Consider the following 23804-nt stretch of genomic DNA (forward strand, 5'->3'; position numbering starts at 1 on the left):
CGAACCCTTCGTCAGCCGCCTGCGAAGGAGGACCTGTCGGGTTCGGGCAGGCGAAGATGCCCGGCCGTGCGTACGGCTTCACCCCAAGGAGCCCGTCGGCCGTGGCGGCCGTGGCCCCGTCCTGCTCGGGTCCTCCGCTCCTGCCGTTCCAACCGCGTCGACCGGACATCCGGACGGCGGCAGGATTAGGCGCCCGTCCGGACCGCCCCGTCGCTGTGGCGGGGTCTTGTCGTCGAAGGGATCGTTACGCATGCGGCGCCCGAAATAAGCGCTGAAATGACCCTGTGTGACATTCGTCACATGGGAGCCATGTGGTGAGTTGCGCCGTTTGCGGTGCGCGGAGGCATCCAAGGCCGGGGCCGGGACCAGGCGTGGAACCCGGTGCGCCGCCGGGGTCAAGGCGACGTGCCGCAATCCGGGCGCCGTTCGTCGCGGACTTCGGTGCTAGCCCTTCCGGGCGAGCCGGGCAGGGGACGTGTCGCACGCCCGGTGCCCGGCGACACCGTGTGCGGCCCCTGCCTCATGTGTCCTCGGGCGGCACCGAGACGAGCCGGGCCCGGCGCTCGCCGTCGAGTGTCCGCAGTGCCCGGCCGAGCGTCCCGCCGTGCAGTTCGCTCTCGCCCCGCTCGTGCATCAGTGCCAGCGCGTCCCGCAGTCCGGCGGCCCTGCCCACCAGTGCCTGGGCGGCCCGCAGCCCGCCGTAGGTGTGCCCGCCACGCGCCGGGTTGATCCGGCCCAGCAGGTCAAGGACTTCCAGGTAACGGTCGATCAGTTCACCCTCGGCCCGGGTCAGCGCGGGCAGCGGAGGGAGTTCGGGCGCCGGCACCCGACGTCACCGTGCGCCGGTCGGCGCGGAGGTCTTGCGGGCGCGGGTGACCCCGTCGATCAGGCCGTACTCCTGGGCGGCGCCGACGTCGAAGATCTTGTCCCGCTCGATGTCGGCGGCGATCCGTTCGCGCGGCATGCCGGTGTGCCGTTGCAGCAGTTCCTCCAGCTTGTCGCGGGTGCGCAGCAACTCGTCCGCCTGGATGCGCAGATCGGTGGCCTGGCCCTGGACCGGCTCGCTGAGGGCGGGCTGGTGGATCAGCACCCGGGCGCCCGGCAGTGCCAGCCGCTTGCCCGGGGTGCCGGCGGCCAGCAGCACCGCGGCGGCGGACGCGGCCTGGCCCAGGCAGACCGTCGCCACGTCGCAGGTCACGTACTGCATCGTGTCGTAGATCGCGGTCATCGCGGTGAACGAGCCGCCGGGGGAGTTGATGTAGAGCGAGATGTCCTGCTCGGGGGCGGCGTGTTCGAGGTACATGAACTGCGCCATCACGTCGTTGGTCGAGGCGTCGTCGATGGGGGTGCCCAGGAAGACGATGCGCTCGCCGAGCAGCTTCGAGTAGGGGTCCATCGTGCGCGTGCCGTTGCTGGTGCGCTCGGTGAACTCCGGCAGGACGTAGCGGGCAGTGGGGTGCGGTGCGTACGGCAAGACTGCTCCTCTTCCGTAAAAAATGTACAGGACGTACATCCCGTTTAATGGGGAGCATGGTCTACGAGATTCCGGTGACGCAAGCCCGCGCCGAGCTGGCGGATCTGATCAACCGCGTCGTCTACGGCGGGGAGCGTGTGGTGGTCACCCGCCACGGCAAACCGCTCGTCGCGCTGGTTTCGGCCGCTGACCTGCAGCTACTGGAGGAGCATGGGCGGTCTGCCGGGGACGCGGATGAGGAGCAGATGATCAGCACGGTCTCGACCGTGCGGCCGGGCGCGTCCGCTCCGGGCGAACGGCGGCGGTTCGGCATCGCCGCGGAACACCGCGACCCGGCCGCCGGGGATCGGCGACCGGGTCGGGAGGGCTGACCGTACGGCGCTGCGGCCCGCCCGCGCCGGAGCGGCGGCGCGGGCCGTGGGCGGCGGCTGCCCGGCGCCGGTGGGCGCGCGGGTCAGCCGCTGAGCTGCCGGGTGCGGGTCAGGAGCTGAGCTGCCACAGCGCGTTGGCGATGGCGTCGGTGTTGTTGTCCAGTGCGGTGTCGTCGATGTTCTTCGACGTGTCGCAGGCGGCGTGGTAGCAGGCGTCGAACGCCTTGCCCGCCTCGCCGCCCCATGCCTTGGCCTGCTCGTCGGTCTTGATGTAGTCGGCGCCGGAGAACAGCCCGCCCACCGGGACGCCGGCGTCCTTGAACGGCGCGTGGTCGGAGCGGCCGTCGCCCTCGGTCTCGATCTCGGTCGCGATGTCCTTGGTGGCGAACCAGTCCTTGAAGACCTTCTCCAGGCGCGCGTCGTCGTCGTAGACGAAGTAGCCGGGGTTCGGCGAGCCGATCATGTCGAAGTTGAGGTACGAGTCGAGCTTCGCGGTGTCGCCGCCGAGGGACTCGACGTAGTTCTGCGAGCCGATCATGCCGTCCTCCTCGTCGCCCCACCAGCCGAAGCGCAGGTGCTTGGTGGGCTTGAGGTCGGCCTTGGCGACCGCGAGTGCGACCTCCAGGATGCCGGCCGAGCCGGATCCGTTGTCGTTGATGCCGGGGCCCGCGGGGACGGAGTCGAGGTGGGCGCCGGACATCACGGTCTTGCTCTCGTCGCCGCCGGGCCAGTCGGCGATGATGTTGTAGCCCTTCGCGCCGCCGCTGTTGAACTCCTGGAGCTTCGTGGTGAATCCGGCGGCGTCGAGCTTGCCCTTGATGTAGTCGACCGATGCCTGGTAACCGGCGGTGCCGTGGGCGCGGTTGCCGTCGTTGGCGTCGGCTATGGACTGGAGCTTGGCGAGGTCGGCCTTGACGTCCGCCACCGGGATGTCGGGCGCGGCGAGCGTGTCGGGGGTGGCCTGTGCCGAGGCCGCGGTGCCCAGGAGGGCGACGGCGGCGGCGCAGGCGCCGGCGGCCAGGACGGCACGGCGGGTACGGGCAGAGCGAGTCACAGTGTGGCTCCGATGCTGGTGTGGGGGGTGGTGCGGAGCTGTTTGACGCGCACATGAGGATCGTGACCATTGGGGGCGCCGTCAAGAGCGCATAACGGACAGTCGCGTCCGGGGAGCGGATCATGTCCGTTATGGGCGGAAAGTCGGCGGCTATTGCCCGTACTTCCGGCCGCCGCGCGGGGATTGCGGCCCTTCCGGAGTGTGGAATTCGCCACCGCTTTCCTGTGAGCCGGAGAAACCCGGCAGGGAAGAGTGGCTCGGGAATTCGGTCGCCGTTCGGTAACGCCGGGTAATGGGCGGCGTGTTACCCCCAGGCGTGAGAAGGGTTCTGTATCCGTCCGCGCTGGTAACGCGTACGAAATCCCGGCGAACTAGCCTCTGATCGGCGGGTTGTTGATGGTCTTCCGCTGACGGGTGGTTTGCTCGTCCTTTAATTACTGTGTGATACATCTACCAATACAGGTGTGTGGACGCCTGTGACCTGGGTGAACGTCAAGCCCGGGGCAGACTGTGAGGTGGAACGTATGCAACTGACCCCGCATGAGCAGGAACGCCTGATGATTCATGTGGCGGCAGACGTGGCCGAAAAGCGACGGGCTCGGGGGCTGAAGCTCAACCATCCGGAATCCATTGCCCTGCTGACCGTCCACATCCTCGAAGGTGCGCGGGACGGCCGTACGGTCGCCGAGCTCATGTCCTCCGGGCGCAAGGTGCTGAGCCGGGACGACGTCATGGAAGGCGTCCCGGAAATGATTCACGACGTGCAGGTCGAGGCCACTTTCCCCGACGGCACCAAGCTCGTCACCGTTCACGAACCCATCAACTGACCGCGGGAGAGCAGAAGATGATCCCGGGACAGATCCTCTACGCCGAAGAGCCGGTGCGCCTCAACGATGGCCTCCCCCTCACGCGCATGACCGTCCTCAACGCCGCCGACCGCCCCGTGCAGGTCGGCTCCCACTACCACTTCGCCGAGGCCAACCCCGGCCTCGAATTCGACCGCGCGACCGCGCACGGTCAGCGGCTCAACGTCCCCGCCGGATCCGCCGTGCGCTTCGAGCCCGGCATCCCCACCGAGGTCGAACTCGTCCCCATCGGGGGCAAGCGGATCGTCGCAGGACTGCGCGGCCAGACCGGAGGCTCCCTCGATGGCTGATCTGACGCGCCAGGCGTACGCCGACCTGTTCGGCCCCACCACCGGCGACCGCATCCGGCTCGCCGACACCGACCTCGTCATCGAGATCGAGGAAGACCGCTCCGGCGGCCCCGGCAGGGCGGGTGACGAAGCCGTCTTCGGCGGCGGCAAGGTCATCCGCGAATCGATGGGCCAGTCCCGCACCACCCGCGCCGAAGGCGCCCCCGACACGGTGATCACCGGCGCCGTCGTCCTCGACCACTGGGGCATCGTCAAGGCCGACGTCGGCATCCGCGACGGCCGGATCGTCGCCCTGGGCAAGGCCGGCAACCCCGACACCATGGACGGCGTCAACCCGGACCTCGTCATCGGCCCCGAGACCGAGATCATCGCCGGCAACGGCAAGATCCTCACCGCGGGCGCCATCGACACCCACGTCCACTTCATCTGCCCCCAGCAGGTGGACGAGGCGCTGGCGTCGGGTGTCACCACCCTCGTGGGCGGCGGCACCGGACCCGCCGAAGGCAGCAAGGCCACCACCATCACCCCCGGCGCCTGGCACATCTCCCGGCTGCTGGAGTCGATGGACTCGCTCCCGGTCAACATCGGCCTGCTGGGCAAGGGCAACACCATGTCCGTCGCCTCGATGCGCGACCAACTGCGGGCCGGCATCCTCGGCTTCAAGATCCACGAGGACTGGGGCGCCACCCCCGCCGTACTCGACGCCTGCCTCAACGTCTGCGAGGAGAGCGGCGCCCAGCTCGCGATCCACACGGACACCCTCAACGAAGCCGGATTCCTCGGCGACACCCTCGCGGCCATCGCCGGGCGCTCCATCCACGCCTTCCACGTCGAGGGCGCGGGCGGCGGCCACGCCCCCGACATGATCGCGATGGTCTCCGAGCCGAACGTGCTGCCGGCGTCCACCAACCCCACCCGGCCGCACACCGTCAACACCGTCGAGGAACACCTCGACATGCTGATGGTCTGTCACCACCTCAACCCCGCGGTCCCCGAGGACCTCGCCTTCGCCGAGTCCAGGATCCGGCCCTCCACCATCGCCGCCGAGGACATCCTGCACGACCTCGGCGCCATCTCGATCATGTCGTCCGACGCCCAGGCCATGGGCCGGATCGGCGAGGTCGTGATGCGTACCTGGCAGACCGCGCACGTCATGAAGAAGCGCCGCGGCACCCTCACGGGCGACGGCAGCGCCGACAACCGCCGCGCCCGCAGGTACGTCGCGAAGTACACCATCAACCCGGCCGCGGCCCAGGGCATCGACCACGTCATCGGCTCGGTCGAGGACGGCAAGCTCGCCGACCTCGTCCTGTGGGATCCGGCGTTCTTCGGCGTCAAACCGCTGCTCGTCATCAAGGGCGGCCAGATCGCGTACGCGCAGGTGGGCGACGCCAACGCGTCCATCCCCACCCCGCAGCCGATCCTGCCCCGCCCGATGTTCGGCGCGATCGGCAAGGCCCCCGGCAGCAACTCCGTCAACTTCGTCTCCCCGCAGGCCGTCGAGGACGGCATCGCCGAGCGGCTCCCGCTGGCCAAGGCGTACGAGCCGATCCGCAGCACCCGCGGCGTCACCAAGGCATCGATGCGCAACAACGACGCCCTGCCGCGGGTCCACGTCGACCCGGACACCTTCACGGTGACCATCGACGGCGAGACCGTCGAACCGGCCCCCGCCGCCGAACTCCCCATGGCCCAGCGCTACTTCCTCTTCTGATGCGGTCACGATGAACACCCCCGTCAACCCCACGCACCACCCGGACCGCCGATGAGCCGGGCCGCCCTGCTCGTCCTCGCCGACGGCCGGTTCCCCGCCGGAGGGCACGCCCACTCGGGCGGCGCCGAACCCGCCGTCACCGCGGGACGCATCAAGGACGCCGCGACCCTGGAGCGGTTCTGCCGCGGCCGGCTGCACACCGCGGGACTGGTCGCGGCCGGCCTCGCCGCGGCGGCAGCGGCCGGCGCCGACCCGCTCCTCCTGGACGACGCAGCCGACGCCCGTACGCCCGTACCCGCGCTGCGGCAGGTCGCCAGGCGGCTCGGCCGGCAGATGATGCGGGCCGCCCGCGCGACCTGGCCGTCCGACGCGCTCGACGCGCTCGCCGCGGCCCGGCCGCGCGGCGCCCACCAGCCCGTCGTCCTCGGCCTCGCCGCCAGGTCGGCGGGCCTGACTCCGCTGGACGCCGCGTACGCCGTGGCCTACGAGAACATCAGCGGCCCGGCGACCGCCGCCGTACGCCTGCTGAGCCTCGACCCCTTCGACGCCACCGCCGTCCTCGCCCACCTCACCGCCGACCTGGACCAGGTCGCCGCGCAGGGAGCCGAGGCCGCGGCGCGCGTCGCCACCGAAGGGACCGACGCGCTGCCCACCGCTTCCGCGCCGCTGCTCGACATCACCGCCGAACAGCACGCCGCCTGGCCGGTACGGCTCTTCGCCTCCTGACCGGCCCCACCACCGCGCCGCACACCACGCGGCGCACGCACTACGGAGTGACCATGCACCTCGACCACGAGCTCGACGAGATCTTTCCCCAGCGCCACACCCACAGCGCCGCCGCCCCGACCCGCTCCGACGGCACCCGGCGGGCCCTGCGCATCGGTCTGGGCGGGCCGGTGGGTACCGGCAAGACCGCCACCGTCGCCGCACTGTGCCGGGCGCTGCGTGACGAACTGTCCATCGCCGTCGTCACCAACGACATCTACACCCGCGAGGACGCCGAGTTCCTGCTCCGCGAGGCGGTCCTGCCCGCCGACCGCATCCAGGCGGTCGAGACCGGCGCCTGCCCGCACACCGCCATCCGCGACGACATCTCCGCCAACCTGGAGGCGGTGGAGGACCTGGAAGAGGCGGTCGGCCCGCTCGACCTGATCCTCGTCGAGTCCGGCGGCGACAACCTCACCGCCACTTTCTCCAAGGGCCTGGTCGACGCCCAGATCTTCGTCATCGACGTCGCGGGCGGCGACGACATCCCCCGCAAGGGCGGCCCCGGCGTCACCACCGCCGACCTCCTCGTCATCAACAAGACCGACCTCGCCCCCCACGTCGGCGTCGACCTGGAAGGCATGGCCCGCGACGCCAAGGCCCAACGCGGCGAACTCCCCGTCGCCTTCACCGCGTTGAAGAAGGAGAACGGCGTCAAGCCGATCTCGGACTGGGTGCGCGGGCGGCTCGCCGACTGGACCGCGGGCCCGGCATGACGACCGCGCCCACCACGCTCGCCCGGCCGCCGCGCACGCCGATGCCGGCGGCGGGACTGCACGCCACCGCCCGCATCACCGCCCGCACCGACGCGCACGGCATCACCCGGCTGCCCGTCCTCGACGGCGCAGGACCGTTCGCGCTGCGCCGGATCGGCAGGCCGGGACCGCAGGCCAGGGTCTGCGTGGTGGGTGCCATGAGCGCCCCGCTCGGCGGCGACCGGCTGGCCATCGACGCCACCGCGGACGCCGGCGCAGCCCTGCACCTCACGGCCGCCGCCGCGACGGTCGCACTGCCCGGCCGCACCGGCGATGCCGCCACCTACGACGTCCGGCTGACGGTCGGCGACGGCGCACGGCTCGACTGGCTGCCCGAACCGCTGATCTCCGCCGATGGCAGCGACCTGTGGATGACCACCACCGTCGAACTCGCGCCCACCGCCCGCCTGGTGCTGCGGGAGGAACAGGTCCTGGGCCGCACCGGCGAGCACACCGGAACGCTGCACAGCCGGCTGACGGTACGGCGCGCCGGACGCACCCTGCTGGACCAGGAGACCGCCTACGGCCCCGGAGTCCCCGGCTGGGACACCTCCGCGGTCCTCGACACGCAGCGCGCCGTCGGCCAACTCCTCGTCGTGGAGCCCGCGTTCGATGAGCACCCGGCGGCGGTGCGGCTGCTCGGCGACGCCGCGGGCGGGCCGGGGCAGGAGCCCGCGGGACAGGGCGTACTGGCGCCGCTGGCGGGCCCCGCGGCGCTCGTCACCGCCGTCGCCCCGGACGCGTTGCGGCTGCGGCGTCTCCTGGACGACGCGGCGCGGGACGTTGCGGCGGGCTGAGACCGGACCGGCGGGCGGGGGCGGAGAGCCGCGCCCCCGCGCCGGTCACACCTCCAACTCGGCTTCCAGTTGGGCGAGTCGGCGCCGGGCCAGCGCGAGGTTGGCGCGCTTGCGGTCCAGCACCAGGTACAGGAAGAGGCCGTTGCCCTTCCTCCCGGTCAGCGGGCGCAGCAGGTGGTACTGCGAGGTCAGCGTGATGAGCATGTCCTCGATGGAACCCTGGAGTTCCAGCATTTCCATGGTGCGCAACTTCGCCCGTACGACCTCGGTGTTGCCGGCCGCCGCGGCATCGATGTCCAGAGCGTGGTTGTCACCCAGGGTGGCCAGCGACATGCCGCTGGTGTAATCGACGAGGGCGATACCGATGGCGCCGTCGATGTTCGACATTGCTTCGGAGAGTGCGGAATCCATCTGAGCCATGGCGGATGGTGACCTTTCCATCGACAGGGTGGGACAGGGTTTTCGGGAGGGGTCAGGCTTCCGGCGCGGTGTCCACCAGCGTGCCGATGCGTGCCGCGGTCTGGCGGGCCTGGAGGTGCAGCCGTCCCACGTTGGTCTCGGGGCTCGCGACGGCGGTGAGCACCGCACCTGCGCCGGCCGCGTAGACGGCGATGTACCCGGTGGCGCCGCGGGTCAGGGTCTCCTCGAAGGCCCCTTGTCCGGTCGCCTCCGCGAGGCGCTTGGCGACGCCGATGGCCGCGGCGGTGAGCGCGGCGAGGCCGTCCGGCTCGATGTTCCGCAGGTCGTGCGCGATGACCATGCCGTCGGTGCTGGCCACCATGCCGCCCTGAAGATGGCGCACCTGATCGCGCAGCGTGTGCAGTTCCTCCCGCACGCGGGGTTCGATCGTCATCAGTCTCCTCTTTTCCGCGCGCTTTCTGAGCGCGTGCCTCATGGCAGGGTTTCGCAAGGGCTCACAGGTTCTCCTCCAGTGCCGTACGGAGGCGGACGAGGAGGTCGACATCCGGTTCGGGGGTGGTCTCCAGTTCGGGCACGGGTAAGTGCCAGGAGGCCGTGGGCCGTTCCGCGCCGTCACCGGAAGCGTGCTCGTCCAGATGCGCCCCGGGGCGCCGCCGGGGGAGGGCACCACCCGGAGGATCACCGGCCGTGCGCCGGGGCATCTGCACCAGACCGGCCGCGGCGAGCCGGCGGGTCTCCAGCAGCGTCAGGAACGCCGACTGCCCCAGGAGGCGGGCGATGTCCTGCGGGGTGCGCCGGCCGTCGGCGCGGGCCAGCAGTCGCCGCTGCTGCCAGGTGGTGACGTGGTTCCTGCCGCGGTCCGGGCGGGCGACGGTCACCGGTGCGGTGTCCACGGCGGCCCAGGACTGCCACGCGTCGAGCAGGGCGCGGCGGCGCGCGGTCGCCCGCAGCAGCGCCTCGACGCCGATCCGCTGCACCGGGCCGAGCCAGTGTGTGGCGCCCGGCGTGAACGAGGTGCCGTCGGGCGGCAGGGGCAGCAGGAAGAACGCCGCGTCCAGCAGCGCCGCCAGGTGGCAGATCTCCAGCTCGCCCAGGGTGAGCCGGCCCGCGCCGACCAGGAACCGGCCGCCGTCGGTCCGGGTTCCGTCCGCGCCGGCCGCCTGCTGCGCCTCCTGCACAAGGCGTGCCGGTACGCGCCCTGCGGCGGTGAGCCGGACGTCGACCCCGGGGGCGGCGCTGCACTCCACGCAGTAGACCGCGCCGTCGAGCAGGTAGACACAGCCACCGGGACCGTGCAGCGCTCCGGTGACACGGTCGGCGGCCAACCGGTCGAGTACCCCGGCGGATTCGGGCGGGGGAGGAGGTGCGGGCAGGCCCATGGCTGTTCCCTAACCGTTGGGGCGGTGCGGCGGGCTGCGGCAGGGCGGTGGGCGCCCGCGCGCCGCCGGATGCGCGCGGGGCCGTGCGGCGTGTCGCCGGGGCCGGCTGACACGCCTGTACCGCGGTCAGTCGGCGACCAGTCCGGCCGCCAGGTCACGCAATCGCATCCTTGCCATTGCGAGGTTGGCGCGCTCACGGTCCAGCCAGAGGTACAGGTACGTCTGGCTGTCGAACGCGGTGTGCACGAAGCGGATGAGGTGGTAGCCGCCGGCCGTCGTGAGGATGAGGTCCTCCGTGCCGGGGTCGTCGGCACCCGCGCTGTCGAACGTGGCGTTGCGCATGACGGCTTGGACGACTTCGGAGGTGTCGGCGGCGGTGGCGTCGTGGTCGTCGTGCGGCGCCCGGCCCGCCGTGCCGAGCGTCAGCCCGCTGGTCCAGTCGATCAGACCGGTCCCGAGCACACCGGGGATTTCCATCGCCTGGGACAAAGCCTGATCGATACCCGGCACCACGGAACTCCTTCTCGACAGCGGGAAACTGAGGCGAAAACGCCGACAGCCCTCCCTCGTAGCCGCACGTGGGAGAGCCTGTACGGAAGGTTACTCATCGTGGCGGCTCCGGCACATGCCCCAAGGACATGTGCCGGGCAATTGACGCGTTCTCGACCCTCGGCCACGCACCCGCCCCGGTGGGGAGCAACCCCGGCGTACCGCACACAGAACACATACCCGCCATTGCGCCGGACGGCACCCTTCCGCACCCCGAAATCCCGGCAGGTTACGGCCCGTTGGCAGGGATGCGCAGCAGCGCGACGGCGGGCACCCGGCGACTTCCGGCCGCCCGCCCGCCGCTCCGCGCACCTCACGCCTCCTGCGTCCCGCAGGCCCCATCCGGCGACCCGAGTCCGTCCGGGCCGGGGATCCCGCGGCAACGCATACCGGAGCATTTCCGTTCCGCTCAAGAGCGGCCGGAATCCTACGGATTGGTAAAGAATTGGTGGTCAAACCTGTTCAGACGTGGACGGGAGACGACAGGATCCCCCTGTAGCTCTGTGATCATCGCCGCCACGAGCGGCGCACCATGCAGGGGGAACCACCTCGTGAGAAGAACAGCAGCACTCGGCGCCGCCGGCACCCTGGTGACCGGCACGCTCCTCGCCGGAGCGATAGCCGCCACCCCCGCCAGTGCGGGCGAGCGGCAGCACGGCGCATCGGCCGAAGCGCGCGGCGTACGGACCGCCGCCGCACGCGCGGCCACCCAGGGCATCGACTGGCAGGACTGCCCCGCCGACTGGGGCCTGAAGACCCCCATCCAGTGCGGGTACGTCACCGTCCCCGTCGACTACGCCAAGCCTGACGGCCGCACCATCAAGATCGCCGTCGACCGGGCCCGCAACACCGGCGGCAAGGAAAAGCGCCAGGGCTCCCTCCTCTACAACCCCGGCGGCCCCGGCGGCTCCGGCATGCGCTTCCCGGCCCGGAGCACCGGCGACAGCGCACTGTGGAAGAAGACCGCAGCCGCCTACGACTTCGTCGGCTTCGACCCGCGCGGCGTCGGCCACTCCGCGCCGATCTCCTGCGTGGACCCGCAGGAGTACGTCAAGGCACCCAAGGCCGACCCGGTGCCGGACAGCGAGGCGGACAAGCGCGCCCAGCGCAAGCTCGCCAAGCAGTACGCCGACGGCTGCGCCGAACGCAGCGGCGGCCTCCTGCCGTACATGACGACCCCCAACACCGCCCGCGACCTGGACGTCATCCGCGCCGCGCTCGGCGAGAAGAAGCTCAACTACCTCGGCGTCTCCTACGGCACCTACCTCGGCGCCGTCTACGCCACGCTCTTCCCCGACCACGTCCGCCGGATGCTCGTCGACAGCGTCGTCAACCCCGCGCGCGAGAAGGTCTGGTACCAGGCCAACCTCGACCAGGACGTCGCCTTCGAGACGCGCTGGGGCGACTGGAAGAAGTGGGTTGCCAAGAACGACGCGACCTACCACATCGGTGCCACCCCGCAGCAGGTCCAGGCGCAGTGGGAGAAGCTGCGCGCGACGGCGAAGAAGAACCCCATCGGCGGCCTCGTCGGACCGGCCGAGCTGACCGGCTTCTTCCAGAACGCGCCGTACTACGACTCGGCGTGGGCCACGGTCGCCCAGGTCTGGAGCGCCTACCTCGCGGGCGACGAGAAGCCGCTGGTCGAGAACGCGGGACCGGACCTCAAGGACACCGCGGGCAACATCGCGTCCGAGAACGGCAACGCCGTCTACACCGCCGTCGAGTGCGCCGACGCCAAGTGGCCCACCAGCTGGAAGAAGTGGGACCGCGACACCACCCGGGTGCACGCCGAGGCGCCGTTCATGACCTGGGCGAACGCCTGGATGAACCTGCCGTGCGCGACCTGGCAGGCCAAGCAGCACAAGCCGGTCGAGGTCAAGACCGGCAAGGGCCTGCCGAGCGTGCTGATCGTGCAGAGCACCCGTGACGCCGCCACCCCCTACGAGGGCGCCGTCGAGCTGCACAAGCGGCTGAGGGGATCCCGCCTGATCACCGAGCGGGACGCCGGCTCGCACGGCGTCACCGGCCAGGTCAACCCCTGCATCAACGACCGGGTGGACGCCTACTTCCTGCACGGGAAGACGGACGCGCGGGACGTGACCTGCGCCCCGCACGCCACACCCGAACCGGCCAAGGCGAAGGCCGCCACTTCCTGACACCCCGTCACCACGGGACACCGCGCACGGGCGGCCAGGACACCACCTGGCCGCCCGTGCCGCGTCCCGGCCCCCGGCTGCGCCCCGGCCCCGCCGCCCGGCGGACCCCCGCGCGGGCCGTACGGGCGAGCGCACGGCGTGGCCGCTTGCCCCTCTGCGGCGTACGGGATGCCCTGACCCCGTACGGGCGGGGGCCCACTCCGGTACCGGACGGTGGCGGCCCCGTACCGGCACTCGAACCCACCGAGCGCTCCAGGAGACCCACCATGTCCGTCAGCCGCCGACGCCGCCTGGCCCGTGCCGCAGCGACCACCGCAGCCGCCGTCGTGACCGTACTGTCCGTCGCACCGGCCGCCCCCGCAGACGCCGCCGAACCGCGGGCGAACGAGGGGCTCTTCCTGACCATCTCGGGCGCGGAGGACACCTGGATCCGCGGCGTACTGCTGCGCTGCCCGGACACCACGGGCCACCACCCGCACCACGACGCCGCCTGCTCCGAGCTGACCTGGGCGCGCGGCGACCTCGACGCGCTGCGCGGCGAGCAGCACGCCTGCACCAAGGAGTACGACCCGGTGACCGTCGCCGCCCGCGGCACCTGGCGCGGTGCACTGGTGGAGTGGCACCGGACCTTCGCCAACGCCTGCACCATGGATGCCGCCACCGGGTCCGTCTTCCGCTTCTGAACGGGCGGCTCCGTCACGCGACCGTGCTCAGGCCCGGCGCGCCGCCACCATCCCCGCGGTCGTCAGAGCCAGCACCACCCAGGCGAACCAGACCCAGCCGTTGCCGCCCAGCGCCACGGTGTAGGCAGTGGCCACCACCAGGCAGGACACCGTGCACACGGCCATCGTTCTCGCAGATCCGGGCATACCCGCAACCTCCTCACGGCGGCCCGTGGCCACAACGCCACGGGCCGCGGCCATGGGACCATCGTCCCCGGCCGCGGCCCGTACCGCCAGCTCCGCCCGCGCGCAGGTCAGCGGCTGCGCGTGTGCAGGGAAGCCAGATACGCGTTGTAGTCCGCCAGGTCCTTGTCACCGTTGCGGTCGGCGGCCCGGTCACTGCGCAGCGACTGCCGCTCCTCGGACTTGTACCACTGGAAGACCAGCGCGATCAGCACCACCACCGACGGGATCTCGCTGAACGCCCAGGCGATGCCGCCCGCGGCCGTCTGGTCGGACAGCGCGTCGATCCCCAGCGACAGCGGCGGATGGGTGTACGTGCTGACCATCGGCTCCGACGCCATCATCAGCGCGATGCCGAAGAACGCGTGGAACGGCATACCGGCGAAGAGCTCCAGCATCCGCATCACGTAGCCCGGCCGGTGCGGCCCCGGGTCGACACCCATGATCGGCCAGAAGAACACCAGGCCCACCGCCAGGAAGTGCACCATCATCGCGATGTGCCCGGCCCGCGACTGCATCAGGAAGTCGAAGAGCGGCGAGAAGTACAGCGCGTACAGGCTCGCGATGAACAGCGGGATGGTGAACGCGGGGTGCGAGATGATCCGCATGTAGCGGCTGTGCAGCAGCGCCACCAGCAGCTCGCGCGGGCCCTTGCTGCCGCGTCCCGCGGTCGGCAGCGCCCGCAGCGTGAGCGTGACCGGCGCGCCGAGCAGCAGCAGGATCGGCGACAGCATGCTGATGACCATGTGCTGCACCATGTGCACGCTGAACATGACCATGCCGTAGTCGTTGAGCTTGGTGCACATCACCAGCGCCACGGTCAGCACACCCACGACCCAGGCCACGATCCGGCTCACCGGCCAGGCGTCGCCGCGCCTGCGCAGCCGCAGCACCGCCCAGCCGTACAGCGCGAGGCCCACCAGGCAGCCGACGAGGAAGAACGGATCCCCGCCGAACTCCAGCCCCCGCCCCAGCGTGAACGGCGGTAGATCCATATTCATGCCGTGCCCGCTGTGATCCATCCGCTCGCTCCTGATTCGTACCGATACTCCGGCGACCAGACTAGAACCGCCCCCGGCCGGAGCATCGGCCGGGGGCGGTTCGTGCAGCGTGGAACTACCGCAGGTCGGGCGCGTCGGTCACAGCACGCACTCCGCCTCGGCGTACCGGTCGTCGGGCACGGTCTTGAGCGTTTCGACCGCCTCGGCGAGCGGCACCAGCGTGATGTCCGTGCCGCGCAGCGCCGTCATCATCCCGAAGTCGCCGCGGTGCGCGGCCTCCACGGCGTGCCAGCCGAAGCGGGTCGCCAGCACCCGGTCGTACGCGGTCGGCGTCCCACCGCGCTGCACGTGCCCCAGGATGACCGGACGCGCCTCCTTGCCGAGCCGCTGCTCCAGCTCCAGGGAGAGCTGCCGGGCGACACCGGCGAACCGCTCGTGCCCGTACACGTCCTTGCCGCCGACCTCGAACTGCATCGAGCCCTCGCGCGGCTTGGCGCCCTCGGCCACCACCACGATCGCGAACTTCTTGCCCGCCGAGAACCGCTCGCCGACCCGCTCGGTCAGCTCCTCGATGTCGAACGGGCGCTCCGGCACCACGATCGCGTGGGCGCCCGCGGCCATCCCGGAATGCAGCGCGATCCAGCCGGTGTGCCGCCCCATCACCTCGACGATCAGCACCCGCTGATGCGATTCGGCGGTCGTCTTGAGGCGGTCGAGCGCTTCGGTGGCGACGCCGACCGCGGTGTCGAACCCGAAGGTCACGTCCGTGACGGCGATGTCGTTGTCGATGGTCTTGGGGACGCCGACGATCGGCAGCCCGGCGTCCGACAGCAGCCGCGCGGCCTTGAGGGTGCCCTCGCCGCCGATCGGGATGATCGCGTCGAGGCCCAGCTCGGCGACGTGGCCGCGGGCGCGTTCGACGCCGTCCCGCAGATGGGCGGGCTGCACACGGGACGACCCGAGGATCGTGCCGCCGCGGGCGAGGATGCCGCCGACCGCGTCGAGGTCGAGCTTGCGGTAATCGCACTCCAGCAAGCCCTTCCAGCCATCGCGGAAGCCGATCACCTCATCGCCGTGATCGGCTGTGGCGCGGTGGACGACGGAGCGGATGACGGCGTTGAGACCGGGGCAGTCGCCGCCGGAGGTGAGCACACCAATACGCATTGCCAGCAAAACCCTCTGCAACTCAACCGGGGGCCCGGACCCCGTCGTCCGGTTGGATCCCGCTCACCCTACAAGCGCACGGGCCCCGGGCACAGATACGCCCGCAGTGCGGGACTGCGGGCGTATCAAAGAGGGCTATTACGGGACAAAAGTCCCGAACAGGCCGTTATGCGGGCTGCGTTGCCGCGGCGATCCGCTCCTGGCGCAGCGCCTCGTACCACCGGTCGTCGGCCGGCGGCAGCGCGTTCACGTCCAGCGCGAGCTTGATCAGCAGATCCGCGATGTGCGGGTTGCGCGCCATCACAGGACCGTGCATGTACGTGCCGAAGACGGTGTCGTTCCAGGCGCCTTCGTAGCCGTCGCCCACGCCGTTGCCCTTGCCGAACCGCACCTTCGCGAACGGCCTGGCCGTCTGGCCGAGGTGCGTCACACCCTGGTGGTTCTCGAAACCGGTCAGCGGCGGCAGCCCCAACCGCGGGTCGATGTCGGCGAGTACGTCACCGACGCACCGCTCCGCCTCGCCGCGGGTGCTCACCACGTCGAGCAGCCCCAGGCCCTGCTGCTGCTCGCCGAGGTCGTTGATGAACTCGTGGCCGAGGATCTGGTAGCCGGCGCACACCGAGAAGACGATCGCGCCGTTGGACACCGCGCGGCTCAGACCACCGTCGCGGATCAGCCGCTCGGCCGCCAGGCGCTGCGGCCTGTCCTCGCCGCCGCCGATCAGGTAGATGTCGCCCGACGTGGGAATCGGCTGGTCGGACCGCACGTCGAGACGCTGCACGTCCAGACCGCGCTGCCGCGCCCGCCGTTCCACCACCAGCGCGTTGCCCTGGTCGCCGTACGTGCTCAGCAGGTCCGGATAGATCCACACCAGCCGCAGGCTGTTGTCACTCATTCTCGCTCGTCCTTGTCCGTGCATCGCCATCAGTTGCCCACCCGCCGGCGCAGATCCTGGAAGGCCGTGTAGTTGGCGATGATCTCGATCCGTCCCGGCGGCGCCATCCGCACCGCGTCGTCGAGGCTCTCGCACACCTCGAAGTCGAGCCCCGCGACCTCCAGGCGGACCGCCAGGTCCAGCTTGCGGTCGCCGAGCACGAACAGCGGGTGCCCGGCCAGCCTGGTGTAGTCGACGTCCCACAGCCAGGACGTGTCCGTGCCGTCCGCACCGCGGGCGTTCACCGACATGATCACCGGGGTCGGCGGCGGGTCGATCAGCGAGAACGTCTCCAGCCAGCCGGCCGGGTTCTTCGCCAGCAGCAGCCGCAGCTCCCGCTCCATGAACGTCACCACGTCATAGCGCCCGGCCACCGCCTGCACGCTGTACATCCGCTCCAGCGCGACCTGCGGCGGCACCCCGAAGGCGGCGGCGACGGCGGCGGACGTCGTCGCGTTCGCCTTGTTGGCACGGCCGGGCAGCTGAAGCTTGATCGGCCAGGCGCTGCCGTGCGGGTCCAGGACGTAGTCGCCGGAGAGCGCCCAGCTCGGCGTCGGACGGCGGAAGCCGCACTCGCCGCAGAACCAGTCGTCCCCGGGGCGCTGCATCACGCCGCCGCACGACGGGCACGACCAGGCGTCGTCCTTCCATTCCTGGCCCGCCGCGACCCACACCACATTCGCCGACGACGAGGCCGCCCAGACGATCAGCGGATCGTCGGCGTTGGCGATGATCAGCGCCTTGGAACCGGCGAGCCCCTCGCGCCAGTGCTCGGCCAGCATGCGGGTCTCCGCCGCGCGGTCGAGCTGGTCACGCGAGAGGTTCAGCAGCGCTATGGCCTTCGGCGTGACGTCCCGCGCCACACCGGCGAGGTACTTCTCGTCCACCTCGATCACGCCGAACTTGGCGTCGGATCCGCCCGCGAGCGCCGAGGTGATGCCGGCCGGCATGTTGGCGCCCAGCGCGTTGGAGACCACCGGGCCGCCGGCCCGCAGGGCCTCGGCGATCAGCCGGGTCGTGGTCGTCTTGCCGTTGGTCGCGGACACCAGAATGACGTCCAAGTGCCGTGCCAGCCGGGCCAGCAGGTCGGGGTCGAGCTTGAGTGCCACCCGGCCACCGATCACCGATCCGCTGCCGCGGCCCGCCGCGCGCGATACCGCCGCCGCGGCTTTGCCCGCCGTCACGGCCAGCTTGGCCCGCGGCGACAGCGGCTCCGTGTTGCCTGCCATCGTCCTTGATCCTCCTTGCATCCGGCGCCCTCCTGCCCAGTGGGCTGCCGGTGGAACGCCCCCTCCGCGGTCGATGACCGGCCGGAGGCTTCGGTCGGGGATCAGCCTATCGAGATCCGGCGGCAGCCCCGAACCCCGCCACCCGTGACGCGACATCCGGCTCTCTCCGGACCGTACGCTTGCCCCATGCCCTCCCGCACCATCCCCGGCGCCACCGGCCGCCCCCGCCCCATGCGCCTCCTCGGCGATCCGGCCCTCGAAGCGCCCTGCCAGGAGGTCACGGCCTTCGACGGCGACCTGTCCCGGCTGATCGAGGACATGTTCGCGACGATGTACGCCGCCAGGGGCGTCGGCCTCGCGGCCAACCAGATCGGCGTCCCGCTACGGGTGTTCGTCTACGACTGCCCCGACGACGAGGACCGCCGCCACCTCGGGCACCTCGTCAACCCGACGCTCACCGCCGCTGAGGGGCCGGTCGTCCGCGGCCCCGAGGGCTGTCTCTCGCTCCCCGGCATCGAGGCCGGCACCCCACGCCACGACGAGGCGGTGGTCGAGGGCTTCGACACGAGCGGGGCACCACTGCGGGTGCACGGCAGCGGATTCTTCGCCCGCTGCCTCCAGCACGAGTGCGACCATCTCGACGGCGGCCTCTACGTCGACCACCTCACCGGGCTGCGCCGCCGCCGCGCCCTGCGCGCCGCGGCCCGCGCGCCCTGGGCGACGGCCCGCTAGAACCCGGGCCCTTCCGCCCGGTCCTTGACCGCGGCCAGCTGCCCCCACAGCAGGTCGGTGAGGTGCTGCACCAACTGCTCGCGTGAGCAGGGGCGTTCGCGCAGCCACCAGTCCCCGGCCGCGTGCATCATGCCGACGATTCCGTGCCCCCAGACGCGGGCCTTCTCCTCGCCGTCGGGGCCGAGGTCGAGGCGCTCGCGGATCACCTCGGCCAGTTCCTCGCCGAGCCGGCGCAGCAGCGGAGCGGAGTGCCGCCCCACGTCGAATCCGGACTCCGCCGGGTTCTCTTCGTCGGCGGGGTGCATCAGGAACCGGTACACCTGCGGCCGGGTCTCGATCGCGGCGAGGTAGGTGTCGAGGGTGGACTCGACGCGGTCGCGGCGCAGTACGGGGGCGTCCAGCGCCGCCCGCAGGCCGGCCAGCAGTGCGTTGGTGTGCCGTACGGCCAGGGCGCGGTAGAGGCCGCCCTTGTCTCCGAAGTGGCGGTAGAGGATCGGCTTGGTGATCCCCGCCTCGGCGGCGATGGCGTTCATCGACGCCCCGGGTCCGTCGCGCAGGACGATCCGTTCCGCGGCCTCCAGCAGCTCCCGCTTGCGGCGCTCGGTCGACGTCGTCCGCCGGTCGTCCTGCCGTGTGCTGTCCATGGTCGTGCTCCCCACCCTTGTGAATCCGTGGTGCTCGCGCAACGTAACACCCATGCCGCATGCGGAAATCGAGGCCGAGGGGAGTTGACATTCCTTACTGGCGAGTAACAGACTCCTGTTACCGTAAGTAACGCTTGAAGGTACCGTACCGCTGGAGGGGACATGGCCGAGTTCACCATGGAGCTCAACGACGAGCAGAAGGAAGTCCGGGACTGGATCCACGGCTTCGCCGCCGACGTCATGCGCCCCGCGGCAGCGGAATGGGACGAGCGCGAGGAAACGCCCTGGCCGGTCATCCAGGAGGCGGCCAAAATCGGCCTGTACTCCCTGGACTTCTACGCCCAGCAGTTCTTCGACCCCACCGGCCTCGGCATCCCGATGACCATGGAGGAACTGTTCTGGGGCGACGCCGGCCTCGCCCTGTCGATCGTGGGCACGGGACTGGCCGCCGTCGGCGTCCTGGCGAACGGCACCGAGGAGCAGATCGGCACCTGGGTTCCGCAGATGTACGGCGACGCCGACGACGTCAAGGTCGCCGCCTTCTGCTCGTCCGAGCCCGACGCCGGATCCGACGTCGCCGCGATGCGCACCCGCGCTGTGTACGACGAGGCCAAGGACGAGTGGGTGCTCAACGGCACCAAGACCTGGGCGACCAACGGCGGCATCGCCAATGTCCATGTCGTCGTCGCGGTCGTCGACCCGGACGTCGGCTCCAAGGGCCACGCCTCCTTCATCGTCCCGCCCGGCACCCCGGGCCTTGAGCAGGGACAGAAGTTCAAGAAGCACGGCATCCGCGCCTCGCACACCGCCGAGGTCGTCCTGGAGAACGTCCGCGTGCCTGGCCACTGCCTGCTCGGCGGCAAGGACAAGCTCGACGAGCGGCTGGCACGGGCCCGCGAGCGCGCCAGGAACGGCGGCGGCGAGCGCGTGAAGAACGCGGCGATGGCGACCTTCGAGGCGTCCCGTCCCGCCGTCGGCGCGATGGCGGTCGGCACCGCGCGCGCGGCGTACGAAGAGGCGCTGGAGTACGCCAAGACACGCACCCAGTTCGGCCGCCCGATCATCGACAACCAGGGCGTCGCCTTCCAACTCGCCGACATGCGCACCCAGATCGACGCCGCCCGCCTGCTGGTGTGGCGCGCCTCCTGGATGGCGACGGCCGGCAAGCCGTTCACCTCCGCCGAGGGGTCCATGTCGAAGCTGTTCGCCAGCGAGGTCGCCAAGAAGGTCACCGCGCAGGCCGTGCAGATTCTCGGCGGGAACGGCTTCACCCGCGAGTACCCGGTGGAGCGGATGCACCGCGACGCGGCGATCTACACCATCTTCGAAGGCACCAGCGAGATCCAGCGGCTGGTCATCGCCCGCACCCTCTCGGGCATGCCGATCCGCTGACCCGGCGGCCCTGGCGTGGGGCGGGCCCTGGGCCCGTGGCCTACGCCAGGGCGGCAGCGGCAGCGCGGGCGAAACCGTCCGGGTTGTCCAGCATCATGTTGTGCCCGCAGTCGGCCAGCGCCACCAACGAGACCCCGGCAGCGGCCAGTTCGCCGGCTCCGGGGAGCGGCCCGTCGGCGGCGGGATACAGGAACGTCCGGGGGATCGGCAGGCCGAGCAGCAGGGTGCGCATGTCAGGACTGCTGCCGCGCACCAGGCCGACCGCGCTGCGGTACAGCGCCTCCGGACCCGCCAGGCGCATGGTGGCCCACCATTCGGCGCCCGCCGACTCCCGCACCTCGTCCCGACCGTGTGACAGGAACTCCTCCTCGGTGTACGCGGCGATGCCGCGGCTGCCCGGGGTGCCCCGCCGCGGCTCCAGCGGATCGAGATTGGCGTCGGCGAGCACCAGCCGCGACACCAGTAGGGGGTGCCGCGCGGCGAGCACCAGCGCCACCGAGCCGCCCATGCTGTGCGCGATCACCTCGGCACCCGTCACCCCCGCCGCGTCCAGCGCCGCGGCCAGCGCGTCGGCGTGCGATTCCAGCGTGTAGGAGAAGGCCGCGGGCCGGTCGCTGAGGCCGAAGCCGAGCAGGTCGACCAGGAGTGAACGCGGCCCGGCGAGCAGCGGGTGCGCCGCCGTCCCGCTCCAGTAGGCCGACGAGGTGGCGCCGAGCCCGTGCAGATAGACGCGTACGGGTCCGGCCGTTCCGCCGCCCGGATGCTCGATCCAGCGGATGCGGTCGCCTTCGGCCGTTACGGCGGCACTGCGCACGGCGCGTACTCCTGACGTCGATGAGGCCCGGCCTGCCGCCGGGCCGCGGCCTGGGGTGGCCGCGCGTGAGGCTACCCGGTGTTCCCGTTCCGGCGGGACGGCGGGGCACGCGTGCGCATCAACTCCCTTTGTTGTGCTCGGTGTGCGCACCTGTGCCCGGGGCCTGCGTGGGTCCGCCCGGTGCCCGTCGCGCGGATCGCCGACGTCTTCCTCGTGCGGCATCCCTCTCACCTCCCCTTGACGCGCACACCCCTGCGCTCTACTTTCCTTCCATAAAGCAAAACATTGATTCCATGATGCGGAATTGAAGTCTTCTGGCCTCCTCGGCCTGACCATGCCCCTGACAGATCGACGCAGGAGTACCTCGATGCCTCGCATGACAGCCGCCCGTGCCGCAGTGGAGATCCTCAAGCGCGAGGGTGTGACCCACGCCTTCGGAGTGCCGGGCGCGGCGATCAACCCCTTCTACGCGGCGCTCAAGGGCGGCGGCGGGATCGACCACACGCTCGCCCGCCACGTCGAGGGCGCCTCACACATGGCCGAGGGCTACACCAGGGCCAACCCGGGCAACATCGGCGTCTGCATCGGCACGTCGGGACCTGCGGGCACCGACATGATCACCGGCCTCTACTCCGCGATCGGCGACTCCGTCCCGATCCTCTGCATCACGGGCCAGGCGCCGGTCGCGGTGATCCAGAAGGAGGACTTCCAGGCCGTCGACATCGCCTCGATCGCCGGTCCTGTCACCAAGGCGGCGACCACCGTCATGGAAGCCGCGCAGGTCCCCGGCGTCTTCCAGCAGGCATTCCACCTGATGCGCTCCGGCCGGCCAGGCCCCGTCCTGATCGACCTGCCGATCGACGTCCAGCTGACCGAGATCGACTTCGACCCCGAGACGTACGAGCCGCTGCCCGCCTTCAAGCCGGCCGCGACCCGCGCCCAGATCGAAAAGGCGATCAGCCTGCTCAACGCGTCCGAGCGCCCGCTGATCGTGGCCGGCGGCGGCATCATCAACGCCGACGCGTCCGAGCTGCTGGTCGAGTTCGCCGAGCTGACCTGCACCCCGGTCGTCCCGACCCTGATGGGCTGGGGCATCGTCGCCGACGACCACGAGCTGAACGCCGGCATGGTCGGCCTGCAGACCTCGCACCGCTACGGCAACGCGAACTTCCTGGAGTCCGACTTCGTCCTCGGCATCGGCAACCGCTGGGCCAACCGCCACACCGGCAAGCTGGACGTCTACACGCAGGGCCGCACGTTCGTGCACGTCGACATCGAGCCCACCCAGATCGGCAAGATCTTCGCCCCCGACTACGGCATCACGTCGGACGCCAAGGCCGCGCTGGAACTGTTCGTCGAGGTGGCCAGGGAGCTGAAGGCCGCCGGCAAGCTGCCGGACCGCAGCGACTGGGCCGCCGCCACCCAGCAGCGCAGGGCCGAACTCCAGCGCCGTACGCACTTCGACGACGTGCCGATGAAGCCGCAGCGCGTCTACGAGGAGATGAACAAGGCGTTCGGCCCGGAGACCCGCTACGTCACCACCATCGGCCTCTCCCAGATCGCTGGCGCGCAGATGCTGCACGTCTACAAACCGCGCCACTGGATCAACTGCGGCCAGGCGGGCCCGCTCGGCTGGACCATCCCCGCCGCGCTGGGCGTCGCCACCGCCGACCCGGAGACCCCCGTCGTCGCGCTCTCCGGCGACTACGACTTCCAGTTCATGATCGAAGAACTGGCCGTCGGCGCACAGCACAAGATCCCCTACGTCCATGTCCTGGTGAACAACGCCTACTTGGGCCTGATCCGCCAGGCGCAGCGCAACCTCGACATCAACTTCCAGGTCAACCTGGAATTCGAGAACATCAACACCCCCGAGCTGGGTGTCTACGGCGTCGACCACGTCAAGGTCGCCGAGGGCCTGGGCTGCAAGGCGATCCGGGTCACCGAGCCCGGCCGGCTGCTCGCGGCCCTGGAAGAGGCCAAGAAGCTCGCCGCCGAACACCGCGTGCCGGTCGTCGTCGAAGCGATCCTGGAGCGGATCACCAACATCTCGATGAGCGGCAGCGACATCGCCGGCGTGCAGGAGTGGGAGGAGATCGCCACCGAGCCGGGCCACGCGCCGACCGCGATCAAGCCCCTGAAGGTCTGACGCCGGCCCTCGGCCCGGACGGGGAGACGGGCGGCATGTTGGGCTTCCCGCCGCCCCCAGCGGCCTTCCGGAAGCTTCTCCGGGAGGCCGTTGCCCACGAGGGAACGCCGTTGGGGGACGCGTCCCGGGGACGCCCCGCCGCCGGTCGCTCTCCTGCCTGAAAGTTGGCGAATCGCGCGCACCAACTCGGGCCATGTGTACCAGAATTGGGTACATCTGATGGCTTCGTGCGCAGGTGTGCGCACTGGCG

General features: G+C 71.0%; 26 protein-coding genes and 1 riboswitch. Of the genes, 12 read left to right on the forward strand and 14 right to left on the reverse strand.

The window, feature by feature from the left end; genetic code table 11:
* Position 1: 1 nt before the first annotated feature.
* A riboswitch (cyclic di-AMP (ydaO/yuaA leader) is annotated at positions 2-202 on the reverse strand.
* A 318-nt stretch (positions 203-520) separates the two neighbouring features.
* Together ACIBK8_RS22845 and ACIBK8_RS22850 are read right to left on the reverse strand one after the other, a co-directional pair.
* Positions 521-826: a hypothetical protein gene (locus ACIBK8_RS22845; RefSeq protein ID WP_399043640.1), complete on the reverse strand. Its 306-nt coding sequence runs from the start codon at positions 824-826 to the stop codon at positions 521-523.
* 6 nt (positions 827-832) lie between these two features.
* On the reverse strand, positions 833-1474 hold the full coding sequence (locus tag ACIBK8_RS22850; protein WP_399043641.1) for an ATP-dependent Clp protease proteolytic subunit: 642 nt from the start codon (positions 1472-1474) through the stop codon (positions 833-835).
* Between the two features lie 56 nt (positions 1475-1530).
* Here ACIBK8_RS22850 and ACIBK8_RS22855 point away from each other — a divergent pair, with 56 nt between their 5' ends.
* The gene (locus ACIBK8_RS22855) at positions 1531-1845 is read left to right on the forward strand and encodes a type II toxin-antitoxin system Phd/YefM family antitoxin (RefSeq protein ID WP_399043642.1); all 315 of its coding nucleotides are present in this window, start codon (positions 1531-1533) and stop codon (positions 1843-1845) included.
* Between the two features lie 109 nt (positions 1846-1954).
* Here ACIBK8_RS22855 and ACIBK8_RS22860 read toward each other — a convergent pair whose 3' ends face one another.
* Positions 1955-2899, reverse strand: coding sequence for a M28 family metallopeptidase (locus ACIBK8_RS22860; protein ID WP_399043643.1), 945 nt, complete (start codon positions 2897-2899; stop codon positions 1955-1957).
* 524 nt (positions 2900-3423) lie between these two features.
* Here ACIBK8_RS22860 and ACIBK8_RS22865 point away from each other — a divergent pair.
* The 6 genes from ACIBK8_RS22865 to ACIBK8_RS22890 are packed head-to-tail and all read left to right on the forward strand — an operon-like array spanning position 3424 to position 8086.
* The gene (locus ACIBK8_RS22865) at positions 3424-3726 is read left to right on the forward strand and encodes an urease subunit gamma (RefSeq protein ID WP_399043644.1); all 303 of its coding nucleotides are present in this window, start codon (positions 3424-3426) and stop codon (positions 3724-3726) included.
* Between the two features lie 17 nt (positions 3727-3743).
* The gene (locus tag ACIBK8_RS22870; protein WP_393680551.1) at positions 3744-4055 is read left to right on the forward strand and encodes an urease subunit beta; all 312 of its coding nucleotides are present in this window, start codon (positions 3744-3746) and stop codon (positions 4053-4055) included.
* The gene (locus ACIBK8_RS22875; RefSeq protein WP_399043645.1) at positions 4048-5769 is read left to right on the forward strand and encodes an urease subunit alpha; all 1722 of its coding nucleotides are present in this window, start codon (positions 4048-4050) and stop codon (positions 5767-5769) included. The genes ACIBK8_RS22870 and ACIBK8_RS22875 overlap by 8 nt, the downstream gene beginning before the upstream one ends.
* 51 nt (positions 5770-5820) lie before the next feature.
* Positions 5821-6495, forward strand: coding sequence for an urease accessory protein UreF (locus tag ACIBK8_RS22880; RefSeq protein WP_399043646.1), 675 nt, complete (start codon positions 5821-5823; stop codon positions 6493-6495).
* Between the two features lie 53 nt (positions 6496-6548).
* Complete coding sequence (ureG, locus tag ACIBK8_RS22885) at positions 6549-7250, forward strand: urease accessory protein UreG (RefSeq protein ID WP_399043647.1); 702 nt, start codon at positions 6549-6551, stop codon at positions 7248-7250.
* Positions 7247-8086, forward strand: coding sequence for an urease accessory protein UreD (locus tag ACIBK8_RS22890; protein ID WP_399043648.1), 840 nt, complete (start codon positions 7247-7249; stop codon positions 8084-8086). The genes ureG and ACIBK8_RS22890 overlap by 4 nt, the downstream gene beginning before the upstream one ends.
* 45 nt (positions 8087-8131) lie before the next feature.
* On the opposite strand, the gene ACIBK8_RS22895 is transcribed toward ACIBK8_RS22890, so the two are convergent.
* The 4 genes from ACIBK8_RS22895 to ACIBK8_RS22910 form a co-directional block, all read right to left on the reverse strand.
* Positions 8132-8506 (reverse strand): hypothetical protein, encoded by a 375-nt coding sequence (locus tag ACIBK8_RS22895; RefSeq protein ID WP_399043649.1) that lies wholly within the window; start codon positions 8504-8506, stop codon positions 8132-8134.
* Between the two features lie 52 nt (positions 8507-8558).
* Positions 8559-8939: a roadblock/LC7 domain-containing protein gene (locus ACIBK8_RS22900; RefSeq protein ID WP_399043650.1), complete on the reverse strand. Its 381-nt coding sequence runs from the start codon at positions 8937-8939 to the stop codon at positions 8559-8561.
* Between the two features lie 61 nt (positions 8940-9000).
* Positions 9001-9885, reverse strand: a complete 885-nt coding sequence (locus ACIBK8_RS22905) for a hypothetical protein (RefSeq protein WP_399043651.1) — start codon at positions 9883-9885, stop codon at positions 9001-9003.
* Between the two features lie 126 nt (positions 9886-10011).
* Positions 10012-10395 carry a hypothetical protein gene (locus ACIBK8_RS22910; RefSeq protein ID WP_393680542.1) on the reverse strand — a complete coding sequence of 128 codons (384 nt, stop codon included), beginning with the start codon at positions 10393-10395 and terminating at the stop codon, positions 10012-10014.
* 590 nt (positions 10396-10985) lie between these two features.
* Between ACIBK8_RS22910 and ACIBK8_RS22915 the strand changes: the two genes are divergently transcribed.
* Together ACIBK8_RS22915 and ACIBK8_RS22920 are read left to right on the forward strand one after the other, a co-directional pair.
* Entirely contained in the window at positions 10986-12590 is a 1605-nt protein-coding gene (locus tag ACIBK8_RS22915; protein WP_399043652.1) for an alpha/beta hydrolase, read from the forward strand.
* A gap of 266 nt (positions 12591-12856) precedes the next feature.
* Positions 12857-13273, forward strand: a complete 417-nt coding sequence (locus tag ACIBK8_RS22920; RefSeq protein ID WP_399043653.1) for an SSI family serine proteinase inhibitor — start codon at positions 12857-12859, stop codon at positions 13271-13273.
* Between the two features lie 27 nt (positions 13274-13300).
* Here ACIBK8_RS22920 and ACIBK8_RS22925 read toward each other — a convergent pair whose 3' ends face one another.
* The 5 genes from ACIBK8_RS22925 to ACIBK8_RS22945 all read right to left on the reverse strand — a co-directional run bounded on the left by ACIBK8_RS22925 (position 13301) and on the right by ACIBK8_RS22945 (position 17823).
* Entirely contained in the window at positions 13301-13459 is a 159-nt protein-coding gene (locus tag ACIBK8_RS22925) for a hypothetical protein (RefSeq protein ID WP_399043654.1), read from the reverse strand.
* A gap of 107 nt (positions 13460-13566) precedes the next feature.
* A complete protein-coding gene (locus ACIBK8_RS22930; RefSeq protein ID WP_399043655.1) occupies positions 13567-14517 on the reverse strand; it encodes a cytochrome c oxidase assembly protein in 951 nt (316 codons plus the stop codon).
* Positions 14518-14634: 117 nt separating this feature from the next.
* The gene (locus ACIBK8_RS22935; RefSeq protein ID WP_393680537.1) at positions 14635-15660 is read right to left on the reverse strand and encodes a 6-phosphofructokinase; all 1026 of its coding nucleotides are present in this window, start codon (positions 15658-15660) and stop codon (positions 14635-14637) included.
* Positions 15661-15826: 166 nt separating this feature from the next.
* Positions 15827-16555 carry a type 1 glutamine amidotransferase gene (locus ACIBK8_RS22940; protein WP_393680535.1) on the reverse strand — a complete coding sequence of 243 codons (729 nt, stop codon included), beginning with the start codon at positions 16553-16555 and terminating at the stop codon, positions 15827-15829.
* A 29-nt stretch (positions 16556-16584) separates the two neighbouring features.
* Positions 16585-17823 (reverse strand): MurT ligase domain-containing protein, encoded by a 1239-nt coding sequence (locus tag ACIBK8_RS22945; protein WP_393680533.1) that lies wholly within the window; start codon positions 17821-17823, stop codon positions 16585-16587.
* Between the two features lie 186 nt (positions 17824-18009).
* On the opposite strand from ACIBK8_RS22945, the gene def reads away from it, so the two are divergent.
* On the forward strand, positions 18010-18555 hold the full coding sequence (gene def, locus ACIBK8_RS22950; RefSeq protein WP_399043656.1) for a peptide deformylase: 546 nt from the start codon (positions 18010-18012) through the stop codon (positions 18553-18555).
* Here the strand turns inward: def and ACIBK8_RS22955 are convergent.
* The gene (locus ACIBK8_RS22955; protein ID WP_399043657.1) at positions 18552-19199 is read right to left on the reverse strand and encodes a TetR family transcriptional regulator; all 648 of its coding nucleotides are present in this window, start codon (positions 19197-19199) and stop codon (positions 18552-18554) included. The genes def and ACIBK8_RS22955 overlap by 4 nt on opposite strands.
* A gap of 162 nt (positions 19200-19361) precedes the next feature.
* Between ACIBK8_RS22955 and ACIBK8_RS22960 the strand changes: the two genes are divergently transcribed.
* On the forward strand, positions 19362-20591 hold the full coding sequence (locus tag ACIBK8_RS22960) for an acyl-CoA dehydrogenase family protein (RefSeq protein ID WP_399043658.1): 1230 nt from the start codon (positions 19362-19364) through the stop codon (positions 20589-20591).
* Between the two features lie 40 nt (positions 20592-20631).
* On the opposite strand, the gene ACIBK8_RS22965 is transcribed toward ACIBK8_RS22960, so the two are convergent.
* Positions 20632-21405, reverse strand: coding sequence for an alpha/beta fold hydrolase (locus tag ACIBK8_RS22965; protein ID WP_399043659.1), 774 nt, complete (start codon positions 21403-21405; stop codon positions 20632-20634).
* 376 nt (positions 21406-21781) lie between these two features.
* Here ACIBK8_RS22965 and gcl point away from each other — a divergent pair, with 376 nt between their 5' ends.
* A complete protein-coding gene (gene gcl / locus ACIBK8_RS22970) occupies positions 21782-23554 on the forward strand; it encodes a glyoxylate carboligase (protein WP_399043761.1) in 1773 nt (590 codons plus the stop codon).
* Positions 23555-23804 lie beyond the last annotated feature (250 nt).

This window comes from Streptomyces sp. NPDC050161 (assembly GCF_044460025.1).
GTDB lineage: Bacteria > Actinomycetota > Actinomycetes > Streptomycetales > Streptomycetaceae > Streptomyces.

Excerpts from the sequence above, each read along its gene's own strand:
- gcl (WP_399043761.1), top strand. The coding sequence starts at position 21,782 with ATGACAGCCGCCCGTGCCGCAGTGGAGATCCTCAAGCGCGAGGGTGTG.
- ACIBK8_RS22940 (WP_393680535.1), bottom strand. The coding sequence starts at position 16,555 with ATGAGTGACAACAGCCTGCGGCTGGTGTGGATCTATCCGGACCTGCTG.
- ACIBK8_RS22855 (WP_399043642.1), top strand. The coding sequence starts at position 1,531 with ATGGTCTACGAGATTCCGGTGACGCAAGCCCGCGCCGAGCTGGCGGAT.
- ACIBK8_RS22905 (WP_399043651.1), bottom strand. The coding sequence starts at position 9,885 with ATGGGCCTGCCCGCACCTCCTCCCCCGCCCGAATCCGCCGGGGTACTC.
- ACIBK8_RS22865 (WP_399043644.1), top strand. The coding sequence starts at position 3,424 with ATGCAACTGACCCCGCATGAGCAGGAACGCCTGATGATTCATGTGGCG.
- ACIBK8_RS22870 (WP_393680551.1), top strand. The coding sequence starts at position 3,744 with ATGATCCCGGGACAGATCCTCTACGCCGAAGAGCCGGTGCGCCTCAAC.
- ACIBK8_RS22920 (WP_399043653.1), top strand. The coding sequence starts at position 12,857 with ATGTCCGTCAGCCGCCGACGCCGCCTGGCCCGTGCCGCAGCGACCACC.
- ACIBK8_RS22945 (WP_393680533.1), bottom strand. The coding sequence starts at position 17,823 with ATGGCAGGCAACACGGAGCCGCTGTCGCCGCGGGCCAAGCTGGCCGTG.
- ACIBK8_RS22935 (WP_393680537.1), bottom strand. The coding sequence starts at position 15,660 with ATGCGTATTGGTGTGCTCACCTCCGGCGGCGACTGCCCCGGTCTCAAC.
- ACIBK8_RS22875 (WP_399043645.1), top strand. The coding sequence starts at position 4,048 with ATGGCTGATCTGACGCGCCAGGCGTACGCCGACCTGTTCGGCCCCACC.
- ACIBK8_RS22955 (WP_399043657.1), bottom strand. The coding sequence starts at position 19,199 with ATGGACAGCACACGGCAGGACGACCGGCGGACGACGTCGACCGAGCGC.
- ACIBK8_RS22900 (WP_399043650.1), bottom strand. The coding sequence starts at position 8,939 with ATGACGATCGAACCCCGCGTGCGGGAGGAACTGCACACGCTGCGCGAT.
- ACIBK8_RS22930 (WP_399043655.1), bottom strand. The coding sequence starts at position 14,517 with ATGGATCACAGCGGGCACGGCATGAATATGGATCTACCGCCGTTCACG.
- ACIBK8_RS22925 (WP_399043654.1), bottom strand. The coding sequence starts at position 13,459 with ATGCCCGGATCTGCGAGAACGATGGCCGTGTGCACGGTGTCCTGCCTG.
- ACIBK8_RS22890 (WP_399043648.1), top strand. The coding sequence starts at position 7,247 with ATGACGACCGCGCCCACCACGCTCGCCCGGCCGCCGCGCACGCCGATG.
- ACIBK8_RS22880 (WP_399043646.1), top strand. The coding sequence starts at position 5,821 with ATGAGCCGGGCCGCCCTGCTCGTCCTCGCCGACGGCCGGTTCCCCGCC.
- ACIBK8_RS22960 (WP_399043658.1), top strand. The coding sequence starts at position 19,362 with ATGGCCGAGTTCACCATGGAGCTCAACGACGAGCAGAAGGAAGTCCGG.
- def (WP_399043656.1), top strand. The coding sequence starts at position 18,010 with ATGCCCTCCCGCACCATCCCCGGCGCCACCGGCCGCCCCCGCCCCATG.
- ureG (WP_399043647.1), top strand. The coding sequence starts at position 6,549 with ATGCACCTCGACCACGAGCTCGACGAGATCTTTCCCCAGCGCCACACC.
- ACIBK8_RS22895 (WP_399043649.1), bottom strand. The coding sequence starts at position 8,506 with ATGGCTCAGATGGATTCCGCACTCTCCGAAGCAATGTCGAACATCGAC.